Source organism: Chromobacterium sp. FG22 (genome assembly GCF_057809415.1).
Genome location: NZ_JBMDJX010000052.1, coordinates 1 through 20,285 on the forward strand (window position 1 = coordinate 1; position 20,285 = coordinate 20,285).

A 20,285-nucleotide genomic window follows, 5' to 3' on the forward strand; every position below is an offset into this window, starting at 1 on the left:
GCCGCCAGCGCCGCCGGGCTGGCGACGACCCACACCGGCCGCAGGCCGGGAAAACGCCGCGCCGCCAGCGGCAGCGCCGAGCGCGAGCCGTTGACCACCACGTCCAGCCCCTGTTCCAACCACAGCGCCACTTCCATACCCAGGCCATAGGCCAGACCATGCCGCCGCCAGCTCAGGGCGAAGCAGCCGCTGCGCTCGCGCTGTTCAAACTCTTCCCGGCTCAAGGCCACGTGGTTCTCGCCGCCGGCGTCGGCCGGCCGGGTGATGTAGCGGTGGGCGAACACCAGCCGGCCGGAGGCCGGCAGCCGCGCCCGCGCATAAGCCAGCAGGCTGTCCTTGCCGGCGCCGGACGGGCCGATCACATACCACAGCGCGCCGGGCTCAGGCTTCATAGCGCGCCACCTGTCCGTCAAAGCCGCAATGCGCGAGGTAGCGGAAAGCCTCGCCAGCCGCCGGCTCGACAAACACCGCCACGCCGTCCACCCGCGCGCGGGTGAAGGCGGCGAAATGCCCGCGCGCCGCCTGTTCCAGCGCCCGCCCCGTCGCGCTGTCCAGCCTCAGCCGGCCGCTCAGCGTCAGGTGAAAGCGGTAGTGTTCGAACACATAGGGATAGCCCCAGCGCAAGCTTAGCTGCTCCTGGCGCGGGTCCAGCCCGGCGCGCGTTTTCCGCGGCGATTCGCGATCGGCCAAGGGCTCCAGTTCCACCACGCAGGCGGCGGCCAGCTCGGCCAGCTCCGGCGGCGGCGCCGGCGGCCGCAGCGCCAGAAAATCCGCCAGCCAGGCCACCTCCAGCGCCAGCTCGAAGGGCTGAAAACGGCGAGCCAAGGCCGCGGTCCGCGCCAGCAGCGCCGCCTCGTCCGCGCCGGCGCGCAAGGCGAACGGCGCTTTCAGCGTGGCGTGCCATCCGTAACGGGCCGGCGCCGCGGTCAGCTCCGCCCAGACTTCGGCGTCCAGGCCCGGCGCGTGCGGCGGCAACACTTGCAGGCCGCTGTGCGCGTCCTGGCCCAGCCAGCCGCTGCCGGCGCGCCAGAAGGCGCTGTCCGGCCGCGGCGCGTAATACAGCGCGTAACGCATCAGGCCTCCTCCATCACCAGTTGCACCAGATCGCCGTTGAAACAGGTGATCCCGTATTGCACCGGCCGCCCCTGCGGGTCCACGTTCAAGGACTTCACATGCAGCACCGGCCGGTTCTTGGGCAGCCCCAGATAGTCCACCGTCTCGCTGTCCGGCAGCCGCGCGCTGACGCGGGTGAAGCGCCGGGTGTAATCGTCTACGCCGAAATGCGCCAGCGCGCGCGTCACCGAGCGCTCGCGCCGGTAAATCTCCGGCAGGCCGGGAAAGCGCGCCGCCGGAAAGAACAAGATCGCCCAGTCCACCACCCGCAACGCCACCCGGCTCAGGGTCTTGATGCGCAGCAGCGGCTCGCCCACCGCCACTTGCAGCAAATCGGCCAGTTCGGCATTGGCCGGCACCGTGTCGCTGGCCAAGACGTCGATGTCCGAGTTCAGGTTCTGGCTGGCCATGTTCTGGGAAAAACGGGTGCGCTTGCTGATCGCGTAGTCAATCGCATTGTCCTGGACGAAGGTGCCGCGCCCCTGTTCCACCCGCAACAGGCCGCGCTCCACCAGCGTGGCCACCGCGCGCCGTATGGTGTGGCGGTTGACGCGAAAGCGCTGGGCCAGTTGCAGCTCGGTGGCCAATTGCTCGCCGGCGCGGATCGCGCCGCTGGCTATCTCCTCCGCCAGGCTGTTTTCTATCTGCCGCCAGACGGCGACCCCGGAACCGCGTTCAATCATCGTTCACGCCCTCTCGTTCCCATGGCGGCCAAGGTCTAGCCCCGCCACCCAATCGTCACAAAACCTTCATCGCCGCATGCTGTTTGCGCCTTATCGCCGGCCATTATCATGGATACGTCTATACGTTTATATGAATTTTTGTTGAAACCGCACAGGGGAATACCCAATATGGAAACCTCGACCCGACAAGACTGGCTCAGCGTGCTGGCCCACACCCCGCCGCCGCGGCTGCGCCGGCTGCTGGGCCCGCAATTGCCGCCGGCGCCGCAAGTGGAATGGCTGCGCCGCGCCGAAACCGGCCTTGTCATGCTGCAGGGCCGCGCCGGCGGCGGCGGCGCCCGCTTCAATCTGGGCGAAGCCAGCGTCAGCCGCGCCAGTTGCCGAATCAACGGCCGCCTGGGCCACGGCTGGGCGCTGGGCAGCAACGGCGAACACGCCGAATTGATCGCCCAGGCCGACGCGCTGCTGCAAGACCCGGCGCGGCGGGACGGTTTGCTCGCGCAATGGATAACGCCCTTGCGCGCCGAACGCGCCGCGCGCCGCGAACAGGCGGCGCGCGAAGCCGCCGCCAGCAAGGTGGAATTCTTCACCCTGGTCCGGGGGGAATAAGATGCGCGCCGCCTTCTCCGACCCGGTTCACGACAGTCAGCGCTGCTTCCGCGCCGCGCTGGCCGCGCTGGCCGGACCCCTGCTGCCGCAAACGCTGCCGGCGCTGCCGGCCGAGCTGCCCGGCCTGATGCCGGCCACCGCCGCCCTGCTCTACACCTTGCTGGACCAGGACGTCAGCGTCTGGCTGCCGCCGCTGCCGGCGGACACCCTGGCCAGCCTGCGCTTCCACACCGGCCTGCGCCTGGCCGCCGCGCCGGAACAGGCCGACTTCGTGGTGCTGCCGCTGGGCGCGCCGCCGCCGCCGCTGGCCGCGCTCAAGGCCGGCGAGCCCGAATACCCGGACCGCTCCGCCACCGTGCTGCTGGAAACCGCCGGCTTCAACGCCGAACAGGTGGAAGCCGACGGCCCGGGCTTCGCCGCGCCGCGCCGTTTCGGCGTGAACGGCGCGCCGGACGGTTTCTGGCGGCAATGGCGGGACAATCACGCCCGTTTTCCGCTGGGCGTGGACATTTTTCTGATCTGCGGCGAGCGTGTGGCCGGCCTGCCGCGCAGCACCCGCGTCAAGGAGGGTTGAGATGTACGTAGCCGTCAAAGGCGGAGAAACCGCCATCGCCCGCTCCTGGGACCTGCTGGCCGCCAAGCGCCGCGGCGACGCGGCGACGCCGGAACTGAGCCTCGCGCAGATCCGCGGCCAATTGCGGCTGGCGCTGGCCAGGACGATGCAGGAAGGTTCGCTGTACGACGAGGAGCTGGCGGCGCTGGCGCTGAAACAGGCCGCCGGCGACTGCGTGGAAGCGGCCTTCCTGCTGCGCGCCTTCCGCACCACCCTGCCGCGCTTCGCCGCCAGCCGGCCACTGGACACCGCAGCGATGCGGGTGCGCCGCCGCGTGTCCGGCACCTTCAAGGACGTGCCCGGCGGCCAGGTGCTGGGCCCCACCGCCGACTACACCCAGCGGCTGCTGGACTTCGGCCTGGCCCAGGCCGGCGAGCCGCCGCGGCCGACGCTGGCGGACGCGCCGCTGCCGGAACGGCTGCCCTGCGTGCTGGACACCCTGGCCCAGGAAGGGCTGATCGAGCCGGAAACGCCGCCGCCGGGCGATCCGGAACCGGCCGACCTGACCCGCGAGCCGCTGCTGTTCCCGGCCGGCCGCGCCGCCCGGCTGCAAAACCTGGCGCGCGGCGACGAGGGCTGGCTGCTGGGCCTGGCCTACTCCACCCAGCGCGGCTACGCCGAAAGCCACCCCTTCGCCGGCGAAATCCGCATGGGCGAAGTCAGCGTGATGGTCTGCCCGGAAGAACTGGGCTTCGACGTCGACATCGGCGAAATCACCCTGACCGAATGCCAGATGATCAACCAGTTCGCCGGCAGCCGCAGCGCGCCGCCGCAGTTCACCCGCGGCTACGGCCTGAGCTTCGGCGAGGCCGAACGCAAGGCGATGGCGATGGCCCTGGTGGACCGCAGCCTGCGCGCCGCCGAGCTGGGCGAAACGGCGCACGCGCCGGCGCAGCAGCCGGAATTCGCGCTGTGCCACAGCGACAACGTCGAAGCCTCCGGCTTCGTCCAGCATCTCAAGCTGCCGCACTACGTCGACTTCCAGGCCGAGCTGTCGTTGATACGCCAGCTGCGCCGCGAACACGCCGCCAAGGAGACACAAGCATGAGCACCGCCGCGCCATGGGCGTACAACTTCGGCTTCCTCGACGAAAACACCAAGCGCATGCTGCGCCGCGCCCTGCTCAAGGCCGTGGCCGTGCCCGGCTATCAAGTGCCCTTCGGCGGCCGCGAAATGCCGCTGCCCTACGGCTGGGGCACCGGCGGCATCCAGGTGACGGCCAGCGTGATCGGCCGCGACGACGTGCTCAAGGTCATAGACCAGGGCGCGGACGACACCACCAACGCGGTCAATATCCGCCGCTTCTTCGCCCGCGTCGCCGGCGTGGCCACCACCACCCGCAGCGCCGAAGCCAGCCTGATCCAGACCCGGCACCGCATCCCGGAAACCCCGCTGTGCGCCGGCCAGGTGCTGGTGTTCCAGGTGCCGGAACCGGAGCCGCTGCGCACGCTGGAAGCCAGCGAGCAGGAAACCCGCAAGCTGCACGCCCACCAGGATTACGGCCTGATGCACGTCAAGCTGTACGAGGACATCGCCCGCTACGGCCACATCGCCGCCAGCTACGACTACCCGGTGCTGGTCAACGGCCGCTACCTGGCTTCGCCCTCGCCCATCCCCAAATTCGACAACCCCAAGCTGCACCTGAGTCCGGCGCTGCTGCTGTTCGGCGCCGGCCGCGAAAAAAGGCTGTACGCGATCCCGCCCCACACCCGGGTGGAAAGCCTGGCTTTCGACGACCATCCGTTCCAGGTGCAGCGCTGGGAACAGGCCTGCGCGCTGTGCGGCGCCGGCGACAGCTATCTGGACGAAATCATCACCGACGACGCCGGCGCGCGCCAATACGTCTGCTCCGACAGCGACCACTGCCGGCAGCGCCGCGACACACAGGAAAGCCCGCAATGAACCCGCCCCTACTCAGCGTCCGCGGCCTCGGCAAGGACTACGGCAACGGCAACGGCTGCTTCGGCGTCGATTTCGACCTCTACGCCGGCGAAGTGCTGTGCGTGGTCGGCGAATCCGGCTCCGGCAAATCCACGCTGCTGGCCGCGCTGGCCGGCAAGCTGGCCGCCGACGCCGGCAGCGCGCGCTTTCGCGAACGCGACGGCCGCGAGCACGAACTCACCGCCATCGCCGAATCCGAGCGCCGCCGGCTGGCGCGCAGCGAATGGGGCTTCGTGTCCCAGCACGCCCGCGACGGCCTGCGCATGAACGTCTCCGCCGGCGCCAATATCGGCGAGCGGCTGATGGCGCTGGGCCAGCGCCATTACGGCCGGCTGCGCCAGACCGCCGGCGACTGGCTGGAACGGGTGGAAATCGGCCGCTCGCGGCTGGACGATCCGCCCAGCGCCTTCTCCGGCGGCATGCAGCAGCGGCTGCAGATCGCCCGCAGCCTGGCCACCCATCCGCGGCTGGTCTTCATGGACGAACCCACCGGCGGCCTGGACGTCTCGGTGCAGGCCCGCTTCCTGGACCTGACCCGAAGACTGGTGCGCGACAGCGGCATCGCCGTCATCATGGTCACCCACGACCTGGCCGTGGCCCGTCTGCTGGCGCAACGCACGCTGGTGATGCAAGGCGGCCGCGTGGTGGAAGCCGGCCTCACCGATCAAATCCTGGACGATCCGCAGCATCCGTACACCCAGCTGCTGGTATCCTCCATCCTGCAGGCCTGAAGCCATGAAGCTATTGATAGACGCAAGGCAAGTGAGCAAGACTTTCACCCTGCACCAACAAGGCGGCCTGACGCTGCCGGTGCTCGACGAGGTCTCCCTGCAGGCCGCCGCCGGCGAATGCGTGGCGCTGGCCGGCCCTTCCGGCGCCGGCAAGAGCACGCTGCTCAAGGCGCTGTACGCCAATTACCTGGTGGAGCGCGGCAGCATACGCATCCGCCACCGCGACGCCTGGCTGGACATGGCCGCCGCCTTGCCGCACGAGATCGCAGACGCCCGCCGCCACACCCTGGGCTACGTCAGCCAGTTCCTGCGCGCCATCCCGCGGGTGCCGGCGCTGGACATCGTCGCCGAGCCGCTGCGCGAATGGGGCGTGGACGCCGACGCGGCGCGGCGCGAGGCCGGCGCTTTGCTCGCGCGGCTGAACATACCGGAACGGCTGTGGCGGCTGCCGCCGGCCACTTTTTCCGGCGGCGAACAGCAACGGGTCAATATCGCCCGCGGCATGATAGCGCCGCGGCCCATCCTGCTGCTGGACGAGCCCACCGCCTCGCTGGACGCCGCCAACCGCGCGGTGGTGATTGAATTGATGCGCGAAGCGCTGGCGCGCGGCGCGGCGCTGGTGGGTATCTTCCACGACGAACCCACCCGCGACGCCGTCGCCGACCGCGTGTTTGAAGTCCCGCTGGCAAACAAATCGGAACACCTAGCATGAAACGGATATTGAACAATGCCCGGCTGATCCTGGCCGACGGCGTCGTCGAACGCGGCGCGCTGGAAATAGACAACGGCGTGATCGCCGCCGTCCACGCCCAAGCGCTGAGCGCCCCCCCGCCCCACAGCGAAGATCTGGACGGCGACGACCTGCTGCCCGGCCTGGTGGAAGTGCACACCGACAATCTGGAAAAACACCTGATGCCGCGCAACGGCGTGCTGTGGCCGACGCTGCCGGCCGTGGTCACCCACGACGCGCAATGCGTGGCCGCCGGCATCACCACCGTGCTGGACGCGCTGTCGGTGGGCGATCTGGAAGGCGACAGCGTGCGGCTGGACACCCTGCAAAGCGCCTTCGAGGCGATAGACGCCGGCATGCGCCGCCGCGTCTTCCGCGCCGAGCACCTGTTCCACCTGCGTTGCGAACTGGCCTATCCCACGCTGCTGGACGCGCTGTCCCCCTTGATCGGCCATCCGGCGGTGCGTCTGGTGTCGCTGATGGACCACACCCCCGGCCAGCGCCAATACCGCGACCTGGCGCAGTACAAAAAGTACTACGCCAAGAAAAACGTCAGCTGGAACGACGACACCTTCCTCGCCGCGGTGGAGCAACGCAAGCTCAAGCAAGACCGCTACGCCGAAAGCCACCGCCAGGCGGTGGTGGAACTGGCGCGCGCGCGCGGCATCGCCCTGGCCAGCCACGACGACACCGAGCTCAGCCATATCGACGAGGCGGTGCGCGACGGCGTGGCCATGTCCGAATTCCCCACCACCCTGACCGCCGCGCGCGCCGCGCGCGAACAGGGGCTGATGACGGTGATGGGCGCGCCCAACATCGTCCGCGGCGGCTCCCACTCCGGCAATGTCGCCGCCCTGGAACTGGCCGGCCACGGCCTGCTGGACATCCTGTCCTCGGACTACGTGCCGGCCAGCCTCTTGCACGCCGCCTACCTGCTGGGCCGCCAGCCGGGCTGGGACCCAAGCCGCGCCGTCGCCACCGTCACGCGCAACCCGGCCCGGGCGGTGGGATTGGCGGACCGCGGCGCCATCGCCGTCGGCCAGCGCGCGGACCTGGTCCAGGCGCGCGAGCGGGACGGCATTCCGCTGGTGCGCCAAGTGTGGAGCGCCGGCCTGCGCGTATTCTGATAAACAGCGTCCACGCCAAAAGGGCCGCGTTATCGCAACGCGGCCCCATTTCATTTCAATCCGACAATCCCCATTTCGCCCGCTCCGGCGGGGCGAGGAGAAGCCCGCGCCTGACTTTGCTGCCACAAACCAGGCGCAGGCGCTCACTCGCGCCGCAAGGGCGCATTCAAAGCCTTCTCCTTGCCAATATGCAAGAGCAGCATCAAAACGCCTATGCCCAGCGCCTTCATCCCGCACCAGAACAAAGCGATGCTAAATACGCGACAACATACAAAACCGATCAGCGACACAATTGATTTCCCAATCCAAAAATAAACGCCACTACTGACCAATAATCAAATGGAAAACGCTTCCGACTTCACCGCCCAGTAAATATCCAAACGCTCCTTGCGCGTCAGATACACCTTGCCGCCCACGCCGCCGCCTTTCAGGGCGACGCTGCATATTCTCAAAGCGCGATAGAGTCCAGGCACCACCGCGCCCATGGCGGAGGTTTTTCTAATCAGGTTTTCGATATAAACCGTCAAGCTCTCCAAATCCTGCCGCCAAATCATCTCCCGCTCTTGGGCCAAGCCTTCCAATACTTTTTCATTTCCCGCCATTAACACGGCCACTGCCTCCAAAAAACATCAGCGGCCAGCTTAACCCTATTGATACTAAATGTCTTTATCCAAACCAGTACAATTTATTATCAGCCATTAGAAATGATTATCGTTTTGGCCGCCGCCCCAGGTCCGATATCGGCCCGAATAGGGCCAACAACGGCCGCAACAATCATTATCATTCCTTACCACCCCTGGCAAAAAGCTTAATTCTCAAGGCTTGCGCCCCCGCTCACCCAAACTGCATGCTATGATCTCCGCTCTGTTCCGTGGGCGCGAAATCCACTTTCGACTGCCTAAATGTATTGAATAACAACACACATCATTCAGCATGCAATATAAAAACAAAGACCACGCCAACGCCGGCAATCCTTTAATGGAGCAACTCGCCAACAGCGCCAAACTCTCCGCACTGATCCTATGTCTGGATCAGGCGCAATTGCTGAGCGAGCAACTGTTAAACGAACTTAACAGCAGAGATAAAAGAATTAATGCGATAGAGCAGGAGCTGCTGCGAGCGCAACAAGAAATCACACAGCTTAAATCCACGCATTAAGCCAAAAGCGCCGCTGGTTTTAACAAGCGGCCGCAGCCATTTGCCAGAGCCGTCAATTCCACTCAGTCCTCAATAGCAAGCGACAGGCCATCTTATTGGCGGCTCCCTTATCCCGGTTTTTCATGCGCGCTTCGCGCCGGACTCGCCTCGGCGGGCGTTTCGGCTCCGTTCCGGCGCCGGCGCGCTGTAATCGCGTCGCTACAATTCCGTAGTCATCGCCGGCCGCTCCGGCCTTTCGCCAAATCCATGGTTTTCGTTGCGGGCCGGCCACGCCGAATACACCGGATTCCCCGACGCCGCCATCCCGGCGGCAATGCCCTACAGGCCTGAGTTCCAGCGGACTTCGCCGTCCGCTCGCGCAAGCGGTCCGCGCGGCGAACGCGGCCATCCTCTTGAAAAGAAGCGGATTCTGTTGGAAAATATTTGACGTCAAATCAAGAGCGCGCCCGGCGCTCTTGTCATTTCCGCTTACCTTTCGGCTCCCCCGCAACATCACTTGGCAAGGCCAGCTTGGCAGTTGGGTATTGCTACCTATAATCGATTTAGAGCAAATTACCTATGGGGTAATTTAAAATATCGCCGAACCCGTCCTGGCCGTAATATCAAATGCCGCAAGGCGTTTCCAATACCGGCCGCGGCGTGGGAAGAAAGATTATAAAAATGAGATTCCATATTGAAGACAAAGTCGTCTTCGACCCTGACGAGGGCAGCCTGCTGCCCGGGGATCAAGACAAGATCATCCTGAAATACAATGAAGCGCTGCTGCTCAAGCTCTTGCTCTCCGGACTGTTCGAAAAAAACGAGCTGATTGAAAACGTATGGGGGAAAACCATCGTCACCGACTCCAGCTACCACAAGCTGGTATTCGATCTGCGCGCGCAGCTTGAGAAAAGCGGGCTGGATCCCAAGATCATCAAGACCATTCCGAGACGCGGCTGCCAATTCGTCGGCGCCTTCGCCACGCTGGAGCCGCGGGAGGACGCCGACGGCGCCCTGCCCGCGCCGGAAAGCCTCCCGCCCGCGGCCGGAGCCGCGCCGGCGCCCAAGCGGCGCATGGCGCGCTGGCGGCTGCCGGTCCGTGTCGATCGCCGCCAGGCGCTGGCCCTGCTGGCCGTCACCGCCGCGGGCCTGCTCTTGGGCTGGCACGCCTCTTGGTGGATTCCGCAAATGAACATTCATAAAATGCGCGACGGCGCGCGCAGCCTGTTCGTGGTGGGCAATGTCTACCGCGACGCGCCCAAGCTGCCGGAAAGCGGCGGCGACGCCTTCTACATCAAGAGCGGCAAATGCACGGCGAGTTATCTGTGCGACAAGAAATACGGGAGCGATCTCAATTGCAAAAACAAAATCGTGTTCTGATCGCTCTCGGACTGTTTCTGATCGCGCTCTATCTGGGCTATGCCGGCCACAACTACATCATGGACAGCCGCACCATCTGCACCGCCCGCATCTCCGAACTCAAATTCCCGCGCAATAGCGGCGAGACGGCGATCACCAGCGGCTTCATCGATCTGGACATGAAGAACGAGACCATCCACTTCTTCCTGCATTCGCCCACCGGCGACTACATCAACCGCCTGCTGCAGTTCAACACCAGCTACGGCTGGAACGGCGAGGCCAACGCGGTCACCATCGTCAAAAAGACCAAGTCGCCGTCCGAGTACGGCAGCCTGGCCAGCGAATACCATATCTTCGACATCGGCACCCGCCACCTGATCAATATGGTGCCGGTTACCAACCATGTCACCCAGGTCAATTTCGACTCGATCAGCTTCTTCTGCGAAAACCAGGAAATCCTGTAAGCCCGGCCCGGCGCGTCCACGCCGCCGGGCCTTGAGCCGGGTTCTCAGAACCTGTTCACGATCTCCGAGCCTGTTCAAAGTCTCGCGAGCAAGAGCGAGACAAGGCGAAAACGAGCGAAAAAGCGGAATGTACACGTGGTACATGAGCATTTTGAGCTTGTTTTTAACGCCGTATCGCTGAAGCGCAGCAGACATTGAACAGGTTCTCAGAAATACGCCATCGCGTAAGTCATCGCCCCCACCAGGCTGCAAAAGATCAGGCTGTGCTTGAGGGTGAAACGGAACAGGTCCGCCTCCTTGCCCACCAGGCCCACCGCCGCGCAGGCCACGGCGATGGACTGCGGCGAAATCATCTTGCCGGTCACGCCGCCGGTGGTGTTGGCCGCCACCAGCAAGATATCCGACACGCCCAGTTGATGCGCGGTGGATGCCTGCAAGGCCGAGAACAAGGCATTGGACGAGGTGTCGGAACCGGTCAGGAACACGCCCAGCCAGCCCAGGAAGGGCGAGAAAAAGGGAAAGGCCTTGCCGGTATTGGCCAGGCACAAGGCCAGCGTGCTGGACATGCCGGAATAATTGGCGACGAAGGCGAAGGCCAGCACCATGCCGATGGACAGGATGGGCCGCTTCAGTTCGGCCAGGGTCTCGCCGAAGGCGGCGGCGGCCTGCGCCGGCCGGAAGCGCAGCAACACGATGGACAGCAAGGCCGCGACGAAAATGGCGGTGCCCACGGCGGACAGCAGGTCCAGCTTGTACAGCGCCTCGTAAGGCTTGTCCGCGGCCACGATGGGCGCGGTCTTGATCACCAGATTGTCCAGGTAGGGCACATGAAACTTCAGCACCCAGTGCTCCAGCGCGCCGCCCTTGGCGAACAAGGCCTTGAACGGTTTCAGGCTCCACAGCGTCACCAGCGCGGTCAGGATCAGGAACGGCCCCCAGGCGCGGGCGATCCGGCCCAGGCCGAAGCCGGAAGGCAGGCGCGGGCTGGGCGCGCGGCGGCCGGCGAAGGTGAAGATCTCGCGCGGCTGCCACACTTTCAGGAACAGCGTCAGACACACCAGGCTGACCAGGGCCGAAGTGATGTCCGGCAGCTCCGGCCCGATGTAGTTGGAGGTGAAATACTGAGTGACGGCGAAGGAGCCGCCGGCCACCAGCACCGCCGGCCAGGTCTGACGCACGCCCTTGAGGCCGTCCATCATCATCACCAGCCAGAACGGCACCAGCACCGACAGAAACGGCAGTTGGTGGCCGGCCTTGGCGCCGATGGCGAAGGGGTCCAGCCCGGTGACCTGACCGGCGACGATGATGGGAATGCCCATGGCGCCGAAAGCCACCGGCGCGGTATTGGCGATCAGGCACAGGCCGGCCGCGTACAGCGGATTGAAGCCCAGGCCCACCAGCAGCGCGGCGGTGATGGCCACCGGCGCGCCGAAGCCGGCGGCGCCCTCCAGGAAGGCGCCGAAGGAGAAACCGACCAGCAGCATCTGCAGGCGCTGATCCTCGGTCACCGACAACACCGAGGCGCGGATGATGTCGAACTGTCCGGTCTTGACGGTGATCTTGTACAGAAACACCGCGGCGATGATGATCCAGGCGATGGGCCACAGGCCGTAGGCGAAGCCGAAACCGGCGGCGGCCAGCGCCATGTCCGCCGGCATGCCGTAGAACAACGTGGCCACCAGCAGCGCCAGCAGCACGGTCAGGCTGCCGGCGACATGGCCCTTGAGCCGGAACACCGCCAGCGCCAGGAAAAAGAAAATAATCGGCAAGGCCGCCATCAGCGCCGACAGCGCCATGCCGCCGGACGGAAAGTAGTTTTGGGTCCAGATCATGATGTCTCCTCTGTAGTCTCTCCTTCTTCTTGCGCGCACAAACATCCGCGCGGCGGCGGGCTAGCCGCGGCCGTGTGGACGGAATGCGTTCAGGGAAGGATGTTTACCGGCGTTTCAACTCGGCGCCGGCCGCCCATGCGGCGGCGCCAACGATGCGGCCTTCGTAGCGGGCCGCTTTTAGAGCCTGTTTACGATCTGCTGCGCGTCGGCGATACGGCGTTGAAAACACCTTCGAAATGCTCATGTACCATCTGTACATTCCGCTTTCTCAGCCGTTTTCGCCTCGTCTCGCCTTAGCTCGCTAGATCGTAAACACGCTCCAGGGGTGGTGCAAAAATCCAGCAGCGCCTCGACGCTGCGGTATTCAAAGCCGGCGTGCTCGCTCAGGCCGATCTGACAAGTGCGGCTCATCGACACGCCGTGGCGGCAGCCCTGGGGCAAGGCCGGCGGCAGCCGTCGCAAGCTGTGCGCGTTCAGTTCCGGCACGGTGAAGCCCTTGTCGCCGGCGAAGCCGCAGCAGGCGATGTCCGGCACCGTCAGCCGCTCGGCGCAGCGGCCGGCCAGCCGCTTGAGCGCATCCGCCGCGCCCATCTCGGCGGCGCTGCAGGGGATGTGCAGCGCCAGTTGCGCCAGCTTGCGCGTCACTGCCAGCCGCGGCGCGACGAAGGCGTCCAGGAAGCGGGCCGCGTCGAACAGACGCAAGCGCGCGTCCAGCCGTCCTTGGCGCTGGGCGGACAGGATGCGCGCCGCGCACGGCCCGTTGTCCAGGTAAACCGGATGGCGGCCGTCTTCGCTGGCGGCCAGCAAGGCCAGGTTCAGCGCGTTCTGACTGATGTCCAGCGCCTCCGCGGCATTGGCCGAGGCGAAGGGCTGGCCGCAGCACAGGCCATCCTGGCCGGACGGATAGCGAGGGCTGAAACCGGCGCGGCGCAGCAAGGCCAGCGTGGGCGCGGCGGCGTTGCCGCCGTCGGCGTCCGCGGCCAGCGCGCGGTTGACGCAGCTGAGGAAGAGCACCACCGGCTCGCCGTCGCCGCCGGCGGCGGGCAGACGGCCGGCCGGCCGCGGCAGCTGCGCGGGCAGCAAGGGAATCACCTTGTGGCGGCGACGCAGCCGCAAGCTGATGCGGTGCAGCCGCTCCGGCCCGAATAGATGCGCCAGCGCCAAGCCGGCGCGGACGGCGGACGCGGCGGCGCCGATGTGGCGGGCGGCGAAGCGCGCGGCGCGCGGCCGCGGCGACGGGCCTTGCAAGCGCTTCATCAATTCGCCGGTATTGATGCCCACCGGGCAGCGCGTCGCGCACATGCCGGTGGCGGCGCAGGTGTCGATGGCGCGGTAGCGGAAATCGGCGCGCAGCGCGGCCAGCTCTTCCGCCGCGCCGCCGTCGCGGCTCAGTTGCTGGATGCGGCGCCAGGCGACGATGCGCTGGCGCGGGCTCAGCGTCAGCCCGTGCGACGGACAGGCCGCCTCGCAAAAGCCGCATTCGATGCAGCGGTCGACGATGGGATCGGCCGCCGGCAAGGGCTTGAGGTTTTCCAGGTGCAGCCGCTCGTTGTCGGTGATGATCACGCCGGGATTGAGCAGGCCGTCCGGGTCGAACAAGGCCTTGATGCGGCGCATGATGTTCCAGGCGGCGTCGCCCCACTCCTGGCGCACAAAGGGCGCGACATTGCGGCCGGTGCCGTGCTCGGCCTTCAGCGAGCCGTCGTATTCGCCGGCCACCAGCGCGCTGACGTCTTGCATGAAGGCGTCGTAACGCGCCACCTCGCGCTCGCTGTCGAAACTGGGCGCGAATACGAAATGCAGATTGCCGTCCAGCGCATGGCCGAACAACAAGGCCTCGTGATAGCCGTGGCGGTCGAACAAGGCGGTCAGCCTGGCCACGCCGTCGGCCAGCTGCGGAATTGGGAAAGCCACGTCCTCGATCACCACGGTGCTGCCCAGCGGCCGCACCGCGCCCACCGCCGGAAACAAGCCCTTGCGCAAGGCCCAATAGCTGTCGCAGACCGCGGCCTCGCGGCTGAAGCCGCTGGACAGGCGCGGCGCGAAACCCGCCAGCAGTTGGTCTATCGCCGCGCAATGGCGCTCCAGCTCCGCCTCGGAACCGGCGCGCGCCTCGATCAGCAAACAGGCCTCCTCCGGACCGAACGGCCGCGCCAGGAAATCCGGCAGCCCCGGCTTGCCGTGCAAGGCGCGCAGGCTGCGGCTGTCTATCAGCTCCACCGCCGCCACGCCGTGGGCGTTTGCGGCCGCGCTCAGCGCCGACACCGCGCGGCAGCAGGGCTCCAGCGCGTCGAACAGCAGCAAGGCCGAAGCCTTGTGAGGATGCTCGACCACGCTGTGGAAGGTGATCTCGCTGATGAAGCCCAGCGTGCCCTCGGAACCGATCAACACATGGCTGAGCATGTCCACCGGGTCGTCGAAATCCAGCAAGGCGTTGATGCCGTAGCCCGTGGTGTTCTTCAGCCGGTATTTGCGGCGCACCCGCTCGGCCAGCGCCGCGTCGGCGCGCAGTTCGGCCGCCAGGCCGGACAAGCCGGCCAGCAGCGCGGCGTGGGACTGGCGGAAAGCCGCCACGCTGGCGGCGTCGCCGGTGTCCAGCGCGGCACCGTCCAGCAGCAGCAGGCGCATCGCCGCCAGCGTGTGATAGCTGTTGTCGCGGGTGCCGCAGCACATGCCGCTGGAGTTGTTGGCGGCGATGCCGCCGATCTTGGCGCTATTGATCGACGCCGGGTCCGGGCCGATCTTGCGGCCGTAAGGCGCCAGCAGGGCGTTGGCGTGGCTGCCTATCATCGCCGGCCCCAGCCGGACGCGCGCGCCGTCGTCCAAGACCTGGCCATGGTTGAAGCCATCGCCCAGCAAGACCAGCACCGAATCGCTGACCGCCTGGCCGGACAAGCTGGTGCCGGCGGCGCGGAAGGTCAGCGCCACCCGGTGGCGGCGCGCCAGCGCCAGGATGGCCGCCACTTCCGCCTCGCTGTCGACGCGGGCGACGATTTGCGGCCGCAGCCGGTAGAAGCTGGCGTCGGTGCCGTAAGCCAATGTGGACAGCGGGTCGGTGTAAATGCGCGCCGCCGGCATCGCCGTCAGCAAATCGCTATGGAAAGCCTGATGCGCCGGGCTCATGCTCATGGCCGCTCCCCGGCGGCGCGGCGCGCTTCGCGTTCGCGCACCAGTTCGTGCAGGGTCTTGGGCGCCGGCGTCAGCGGCGCGTGGTTCTGGGTCCAGCCCAACTGGCCGCCAAGCGCGAGCTTGCGCAGCCGGGTGGCGCCCCAGCCAAACCAGCGGTACAGCCGCGGCGAGGCGTGGACCTGGCGCCAGCCCTTCCAGGCCAGCCGCTCCGCCGCGCTCGCCGCCGCGCCCTGGCCGCGCAAGGGATGACTGACCGCCTCCCCGGCCGGACGCTGGCTTTCCTCGCGCAGCCGCATCAGCATCTCGGGGATGGGGATCTTCACCGGGCAGACCTCGCCGCAAGCGCCGCATAGGCTGGAGGCGGTGGGCAGATCGCGGGTGTTTTCCAGGCCCAGCAGATGCGGCGAAATGATCTCGCCTATCGGCCCCGGATAGGTGGTGCCGTAAGCGTGGCCGCCGATGCGGGCATAGACCGGGCAATGATTCATGCAGGCGCCGCAGCGTATGCATTGCAGGGTCTTGCGCAATTGCGCGTCGGCGTAGGCCTGGCTGCGGCCGTTGTCCAGCAGCACCAGATGCACTTCACGCGGACCGTCTTTTTCGCCGGCGCGGCGCGGGCCGCTGATCATATTGAAATAAGTGGTGATGGGCTGGCCGATGGCGGAGCGGGTCAGCAGGCTGTACAAGGGCGGCACGTCGGCCAGCTTCTCCACCACTTTCTCGATGCCGGTGATGGCGATGTGCAGGTCCGGCACCGTGGTGCACATGCGACCGTTGCCCTCGTTCTCCACCAGGCACAGCGTGCCGGTTTCCGCCACCGCGAAGTTGACGCCGGACAGGCCGACGTCGGCGTCCAGATAGAGCCGGCGCAGCGCGCCGCGGCCTATCTGTATCAACTCGTCCACGTCCTCGGTGTAGGGCGTGCCCGGCAGCTTGTCGTGGAATAGCCGCGCGATGTCGGCCTTGGTCTTGTGTATCGCCGGCATGATGATGTGGGTGGGCTTTTCGCCGGCCAGCTGCACGATGTACTCGCCCATATCGCTTTCCACCGCGGCGACGCCGCGCGCTTCCAGATAATGGTTGAGTTCGATTTCCTCGCTGACCATGGACTTACCCTTGACCATCAAGCGGCCGGAACGCGCCTCTACCAAGCCGTGGATGATGCGATTGGCCTCGTCCGCGGTCTCGGCCCAATGCACTTGCACGCCGTTGGCGCTCAGCCGCGCCTCCAACTGCTCCAGCAAGTCCGGCAGCCGCGACAGGCAACGCTGGCGGATGGCTTCTCCCAGTGCGCGCAAGGCGTCCAGTTCCGCCGGATCGTCGAAGGCCGACAAACGCTTGGCCATCAGAAAATCCATCGCCCCGCGCAGGCTGTGGCGCAGTTCGCCGTCGGCCAATGCCGCGCGCGCCTGCTGCTTGAATTGGCGCGAGGGATAAAGCTCGATCTTGTGCTCGCTCATGGTCGGGCCTCCTCCGCCTGCTCCAGCTGCGCCGGATCGATGTGCTCGGGCAGCTGCGCCAGCACCAGCAGTTCACGCGGACCGTGCGCGCCGTAGGCCAGCGTCAGCTGGATGTCGGCGGTCTTGGACGGGCCGGAAATCAGCAAGGCGTTGGTAGGCATGCCGTCCTGCCAGTTTTCGCAACGCATCGCGCTGTAGAAGTCTGGATAGAGCGTGGCGGTGTCGAACAGGACGATGTGCAGCGGCGGCACCAGGCTCATGGTGCGCGGCTCCTGCGCGTCCGGCCACAGCACCAGGGTGCCGGTGGCGGCGATGCCGCAGCGCGCCGCGGTGAACGCGGCCTCGATCTCGAACAGCTCGGCCTTCCAGCCGTCGACGGCGCGGTCGAAGAAACGCAGCGCCGGCGTCGTCGGCAAGCCTTGCAGCACCGCCTCGGCGCGGCGGCCGTGCGCGGTGTCGGACAGCAGCAAGGAGGCCGGCCGCCGCTGCGCGATCCACACCGCCAGCCGCGTGTGCCAGTCGTCGGCGCGCACCCATAGCACCTCGGTCTTCACCGCCCGCATCGCCCGCGCCCAGCCGCGCAAGGCGTCCAGGCTGTGCTGCGGCGGCGTAAAGCGCCGGAAATGCGCGTCCAGCTCCGGCCGCGGCAACTCCTCGCGCGGCGCGGCGCGCAGCTTGGCCAGAATGGCGTCGCGGGCGCTCATGCCTTGCCTCCCACGCGCTCAAGCAGAAAGCTGGCCAGATGCCGGCCCCGAAACGCCCCGCCCTCCTTGGCCAGCTTGCCGTTGATATTGAGCAGACAGCCGCCGTCCGCGGTGATGAACTCCACCGCGCCGCTGTCCCGCAACGCGGCGGCCTTGTCCGTCACCATCGCCCCGGCGATGTCAGGATGCTTGATCGAAAAAGTGCCGCCGAAACCGCAGCACTCGGATTCATGGTCGTGCACCACCCGTTCCACATTAGCCAGCCGCTCCAGCAAGGCCCAAGAGGACAGATGCACATTCATTTCACGGCGGGCGGAACAGGAGGTGTGCACCGCCACCTTCACCTTGGGGCCCTGATCTTGCGGCCGCCAGTCCAGATGGTTGAGCAGAAAATCGCTGAACTCCACCACCCGAGCGGCCGCCGCGCAGGCGCGCGCCTCGTCCGGCTGGCCGGCGAACAGCTTGGGCCAATGGTGCTTGATCATGCCGCCGCAGGAACCGGACGGCACCACGATGGGCCAGTCCTCGGCGAAGCAGTCCAGCTGCGCCCGCGCCACCGCCAGCGCTTCCGCCGGATGGCCGCTGGTATAGGCCGGCTGGCCGCAGCAGCTCTGTTGCTGTGGAAAGTGCACTCTCAAGCCCAGGCCTTCCAGCAAGGCGATGGCGTCCACGCCGGCCTGCGGCAAAAACAGGTCCAGCAGACAGGTGCCGAACAGATACACGTTGGCAGGCTTCATCCGGTTTCCTTTGTAAATTGGTAAGACCAATTATTTTTATTAAAATAACTCTAGAGTGATTGCTTGAGTCCGTCAATATGACGACGCGGATTCCCGCACCGGCTGTGGTAAGCTGCACTCACTCTGGTCTGACCAATTTTTCCGAACCGACAAGCCCGGCGCCATGGCCTATCCCAAACTGAACATCCCCAAACTCTCCGACGTCATCGTCGAACAACTGGAAAAGCGCATTCTGGACGGCGTGCTCAAACCGGGAGACCGCCTGCCGCCGGAACGGCAGCTGGCCGAGGAGTTCGGCGTGTCCCGGCCCTCGCTGCGCGAGGCGATCCAGCAACTGGCTTCGCGCGGCCTGCTCAGCAGCCGCCAGGGCGGCGGCACCTGGGTGACGGACCGGCTGGAAACCGCGTTTTCCGACCCCTGGGAAAAGCTGCTGAACCAGCATCAGGACTTGCACGGAGACTTATTGGAATTCAGACGGGTGCTGGAAGGCGCGGCGGCGCGCAGCGCGGCCAACCGCGCCACGCCGGCCGACCTACAGCGTCTGGAACATTGCGTGAACCAATTGCAGAACGCCTACGACGGCGGAGATCTGGCTCAGCAGGCGCAGGCCGACGTGCGCTTTCACCAGGCGGTGGCCGAGGCCTCGCACAATGTCTTGTTCGCCCATCTGAGCGGCAGCCTGCTGGCCATGCTGCATCGGCACGTCAAGGACAATATCGCCGATTTGTTCGCGGTGGGAGAAGTGGCGGACGCGCTGCGCGCGCAGCATCTGGCCATCTGGGAAGCTATCCGCGACAAGCAGCCGGACGCCGCGCAGCAAGCGGTGGAACAACATCTGGACTTTGTCGCCACCACGCTGCAAAGCAGGCAGCGGCAAGCGGAGCGCGATGCGCGAGCGCGCATGCGCCTGGAACATCAGGACCCTTGAAACGCGCCTGAGCCGGCCGCCGCGGCGCCAGCATCCATTCAAGGTCTCGCGGGCCTGCGCGAGACAAAGTGAAAACAGCGGAAGAAGCGGAACGCGCTCGCGGCGCATGAGCATTTCGAAGCGGTGCTCGCCATGCCAGGCTTCACAAGGCGCGGCAGATGGTGAATGCTTCTAGACCTGCCCCAATCTTTTCTGACTCTTGATCACAAAGCGCTCGCGGTCCTCTCCCCTGGCCTCCGCCTCCACCAGCCACACCGGCGGCCTGCCGCGGCCGGACCAGGTCTGGTGCGGCATCGCCGGGTTCTGATATTTGGGCGTCACGCCGTTTTTGGCGTAGAGCTTGGGCAGAATCAGGCCGTAAGCCATGGCCAGCCGCTCAATTTCTTCTATCCCTTTCTGCTGACGCAACTGAACGCGGTCCGTCAGGGTGTTCAGCAGGAAAACCGCGGCTTCTTTCAAAGCCTGGTCCGAGGAGGAGTCCAGCAAGTCCTCGTTGATCAACTGTTTTTTATTCATGCACGCCTCCTAAGCTTTGCCGGACTGTCGCTTCCCTTCCCACCCCGGCCAATCCGCGCCCGGCATTCTCATGTCTATGCCATCCATCGTTAGCCGTCGATTTGAGCCAGGCTTTAACCTTGTCCGGCATTAACTCTTTGCGCTAATGCCGGACGTGAATTGTTTTTCCGCGGATATTCTATCCCCGCCACCCCAATGGCTTGGAATAGGAATAAACTGATTTTTCCCAGAAAATCACGGCTTTGCGTCCAGCAGCGTCAAAAGCCGGCGCCGCCGCCCCTTAAACCCTCTTTCTCACCCGGCGTCCGCCAAGGGAAATATTTTGAGAAAAGCCTTGCGCGGCCTGAAAAGCCTAGGTATAGTTCGCTTCCTGTCGAGACCGACCGGGCGAAAGCCGGGAAGGACGAAACACTCCGTGGGGGTATAGCTCAGCTGGGAGAGCGCTTGCATGGCATGCAAGAGGTCAGCGGTT

23 protein-coding genes are annotated in these 20,285 nt (G+C 66.1%); 11 read left to right on the forward strand and 12 right to left on the reverse strand.

Annotation, left to right across the window (positions count from 1 at the left end):
* The 3 genes from phnN to phnF form a co-directional block, all read right to left on the reverse strand.
* On the reverse strand, positions 1-392 hold a 392-nt coding region (gene phnN, locus ACODSD_RS24245; RefSeq protein ID WP_488878550.1), incomplete at its 3' end, for a phosphonate metabolism protein/1,5-bisphosphokinase (PRPP-forming) PhnN.
* Complete coding sequence (locus ACODSD_RS24250) at positions 382-1,074, reverse strand: DUF1045 domain-containing protein (RefSeq protein WP_488878551.1); 693 nt, start codon at positions 1,072-1,074, stop codon at positions 382-384. The genes ACODSD_RS24250 and phnN, both read right to left, overlap by 11 nt.
* Positions 1,074-1,796 carry a phosphonate metabolism transcriptional regulator PhnF gene (gene phnF / locus ACODSD_RS24255; protein WP_227104129.1) on the reverse strand — a complete coding sequence of 241 codons (723 nt, stop codon included), beginning with the start codon at positions 1,794-1,796 and terminating at the stop codon, positions 1,074-1,076. The genes ACODSD_RS24250 and phnF overlap by 1 nt, the downstream gene beginning before the upstream one ends.
* A gap of 168 nt (positions 1,797-1,964) precedes the next feature.
* Here phnF and phnG point away from each other — a divergent pair, with 168 nt between their 5' ends.
* The 7 genes from phnG to ACODSD_RS24290 are packed head-to-tail and all read left to right on the forward strand — an operon-like array spanning position 1,965 to position 7,547.
* Complete coding sequence (gene phnG / locus ACODSD_RS24260; protein ID WP_107799823.1) at positions 1,965-2,405, forward strand: phosphonate C-P lyase system protein PhnG; 441 nt, start codon at positions 1,965-1,967, stop codon at positions 2,403-2,405.
* 1 nt (position 2,406) lies between these two features.
* Positions 2,407-2,979 (forward strand): phosphonate C-P lyase system protein PhnH, encoded by a 573-nt coding sequence (phnH, locus tag ACODSD_RS24265; RefSeq protein WP_488878552.1) that lies wholly within the window; start codon positions 2,407-2,409, stop codon positions 2,977-2,979.
* 1 nt (position 2,980) lies between these two features.
* Entirely contained in the window at positions 2,981-4,066 is a 1,086-nt protein-coding gene (locus tag ACODSD_RS24270) for a carbon-phosphorus lyase complex subunit (RefSeq protein WP_488878553.1), read from the forward strand.
* Entirely contained in the window at positions 4,063-4,920 is an 858-nt protein-coding gene (locus ACODSD_RS24275) for an alpha-D-ribose 1-methylphosphonate 5-phosphate C-P-lyase PhnJ (protein WP_488878554.1), read from the forward strand. The genes ACODSD_RS24270 and ACODSD_RS24275 overlap by 4 nt, the downstream gene beginning before the upstream one ends.
* A complete protein-coding gene (gene phnK, locus ACODSD_RS24280) occupies positions 4,917-5,690 on the forward strand; it encodes a phosphonate C-P lyase system protein PhnK (RefSeq protein ID WP_488878555.1) in 774 nt (257 codons plus the stop codon). Before ACODSD_RS24275 ends, phnK begins: the two co-directional genes overlap by 4 nt.
* Before the next feature lie 4 nt (positions 5,691-5,694).
* Positions 5,695-6,402 (forward strand): phosphonate C-P lyase system protein PhnL, encoded by a 708-nt coding sequence (gene phnL / locus ACODSD_RS24285; protein WP_227104137.1) that lies wholly within the window; start codon positions 5,695-5,697, stop codon positions 6,400-6,402.
* Complete coding sequence (locus ACODSD_RS24290; protein WP_227104139.1) at positions 6,399-7,547, forward strand: alpha-D-ribose 1-methylphosphonate 5-triphosphate diphosphatase; 1,149 nt, start codon at positions 6,399-6,401, stop codon at positions 7,545-7,547. The genes phnL and ACODSD_RS24290 overlap by 4 nt, the downstream gene beginning before the upstream one ends.
* Before the next feature lie 143 nt (positions 7,548-7,690).
* Here the strand turns inward: ACODSD_RS24290 and ACODSD_RS24295 are convergent, their stop codons facing one another.
* Both ACODSD_RS24295 and ACODSD_RS24300 read right to left on the reverse strand, forming a co-directional pair.
* Complete coding sequence (locus ACODSD_RS24295) at positions 7,691-7,837, reverse strand: hypothetical protein (protein ID WP_157222177.1); 147 nt, start codon at positions 7,835-7,837, stop codon at positions 7,691-7,693.
* A gap of 45 nt (positions 7,838-7,882) precedes the next feature.
* Positions 7,883-8,149 carry a hypothetical protein gene (locus ACODSD_RS24300; protein WP_146176662.1) on the reverse strand — a complete coding sequence of 89 codons (267 nt, stop codon included), beginning with the start codon at positions 8,147-8,149 and terminating at the stop codon, positions 7,883-7,885.
* 331 nt (positions 8,150-8,480) lie between these two features.
* On the opposite strand from ACODSD_RS24300, the gene ACODSD_RS24305 reads away from it, so the two are divergent.
* The 3 genes from ACODSD_RS24305 to ACODSD_RS24315 all read left to right on the forward strand — a co-directional run bounded on the left by ACODSD_RS24305 (position 8,481) and on the right by ACODSD_RS24315 (position 10,507).
* Positions 8,481-8,705: a hypothetical protein gene (locus ACODSD_RS24305; protein ID WP_107799831.1), complete on the forward strand. Its 225-nt coding sequence runs from the start codon at positions 8,481-8,483 to the stop codon at positions 8,703-8,705.
* Positions 8,706-9,365: 660 nt separating this feature from the next.
* A complete protein-coding gene (locus tag ACODSD_RS24310; RefSeq protein WP_488878556.1) occupies positions 9,366-10,064 on the forward strand; it encodes a winged helix-turn-helix domain-containing protein in 699 nt (232 codons plus the stop codon).
* Positions 10,040-10,507, forward strand: a complete 468-nt coding sequence (locus tag ACODSD_RS24315) for a hypothetical protein (RefSeq protein WP_107799833.1) — start codon at positions 10,040-10,042, stop codon at positions 10,505-10,507. The genes ACODSD_RS24310 and ACODSD_RS24315 overlap by 25 nt, the downstream gene beginning before the upstream one ends.
* A 206-nt stretch (positions 10,508-10,713) precedes the next feature.
* On the opposite strand, the gene ACODSD_RS24320 is transcribed toward ACODSD_RS24315, so the two are convergent.
* The 6 genes from ACODSD_RS24320 to ACODSD_RS24345 all read right to left on the reverse strand — a co-directional run bounded on the left by ACODSD_RS24320 (position 10,714) and on the right by ACODSD_RS24345 (position 18,369).
* On the reverse strand, positions 10,714-12,342 hold the full coding sequence (locus tag ACODSD_RS24320) for a lactate permease LctP family transporter (protein WP_488878561.1): 1,629 nt from the start codon (positions 12,340-12,342) through the stop codon (positions 10,714-10,716).
* Positions 12,343-12,442: 100 nt separating this feature from the next.
* Entirely contained in the window at positions 12,443-12,583 is a 141-nt protein-coding gene (locus ACODSD_RS24325; RefSeq protein ID WP_488878557.1) for a hypothetical protein, read from the reverse strand.
* Positions 12,580-15,468 (reverse strand): FAD-binding and (Fe-S)-binding domain-containing protein, encoded by a 2,889-nt coding sequence (locus ACODSD_RS24330; RefSeq protein ID WP_488878558.1) that lies wholly within the window; start codon positions 15,466-15,468, stop codon positions 12,580-12,582. The genes ACODSD_RS24325 and ACODSD_RS24330 overlap by 4 nt, the downstream gene beginning before the upstream one ends.
* On the reverse strand, positions 15,465-16,928 hold the full coding sequence (locus ACODSD_RS24335; protein WP_488878559.1) for a LutB/LldF family L-lactate oxidation iron-sulfur protein: 1,464 nt from the start codon (positions 16,926-16,928) through the stop codon (positions 15,465-15,467). The genes ACODSD_RS24330 and ACODSD_RS24335 overlap by 4 nt, the downstream gene beginning before the upstream one ends.
* Positions 16,925-17,632 (reverse strand): LutC/YkgG family protein, encoded by a 708-nt coding sequence (locus ACODSD_RS24340; protein ID WP_488878560.1) that lies wholly within the window; start codon positions 17,630-17,632, stop codon positions 16,925-16,927. Before ACODSD_RS24340 ends, ACODSD_RS24335 begins: the two co-directional genes overlap by 4 nt.
* Complete coding sequence (locus ACODSD_RS24345; protein ID WP_107799837.1) at positions 17,629-18,369, reverse strand: (Fe-S)-binding protein; 741 nt, start codon at positions 18,367-18,369, stop codon at positions 17,629-17,631. Before ACODSD_RS24345 ends, ACODSD_RS24340 begins: the two co-directional genes overlap by 4 nt.
* 163 nt (positions 18,370-18,532) lie before the next feature.
* Between ACODSD_RS24345 and ACODSD_RS24350 the strand changes: the two genes are divergently transcribed.
* Entirely contained in the window at positions 18,533-19,297 is a 765-nt protein-coding gene (locus tag ACODSD_RS24350) for an FCD domain-containing protein (RefSeq protein WP_235087612.1), read from the forward strand.
* A gap of 171 nt (positions 19,298-19,468) precedes the next feature.
* Here the strand turns inward: ACODSD_RS24350 and ACODSD_RS24355 are convergent, their stop codons facing one another.
* A complete protein-coding gene (locus tag ACODSD_RS24355; protein ID WP_107799839.1) occupies positions 19,469-19,813 on the reverse strand; it encodes an H-NS histone family protein in 345 nt (114 codons plus the stop codon).
* Positions 19,814-20,285: the final 472 nt, after the last annotated feature.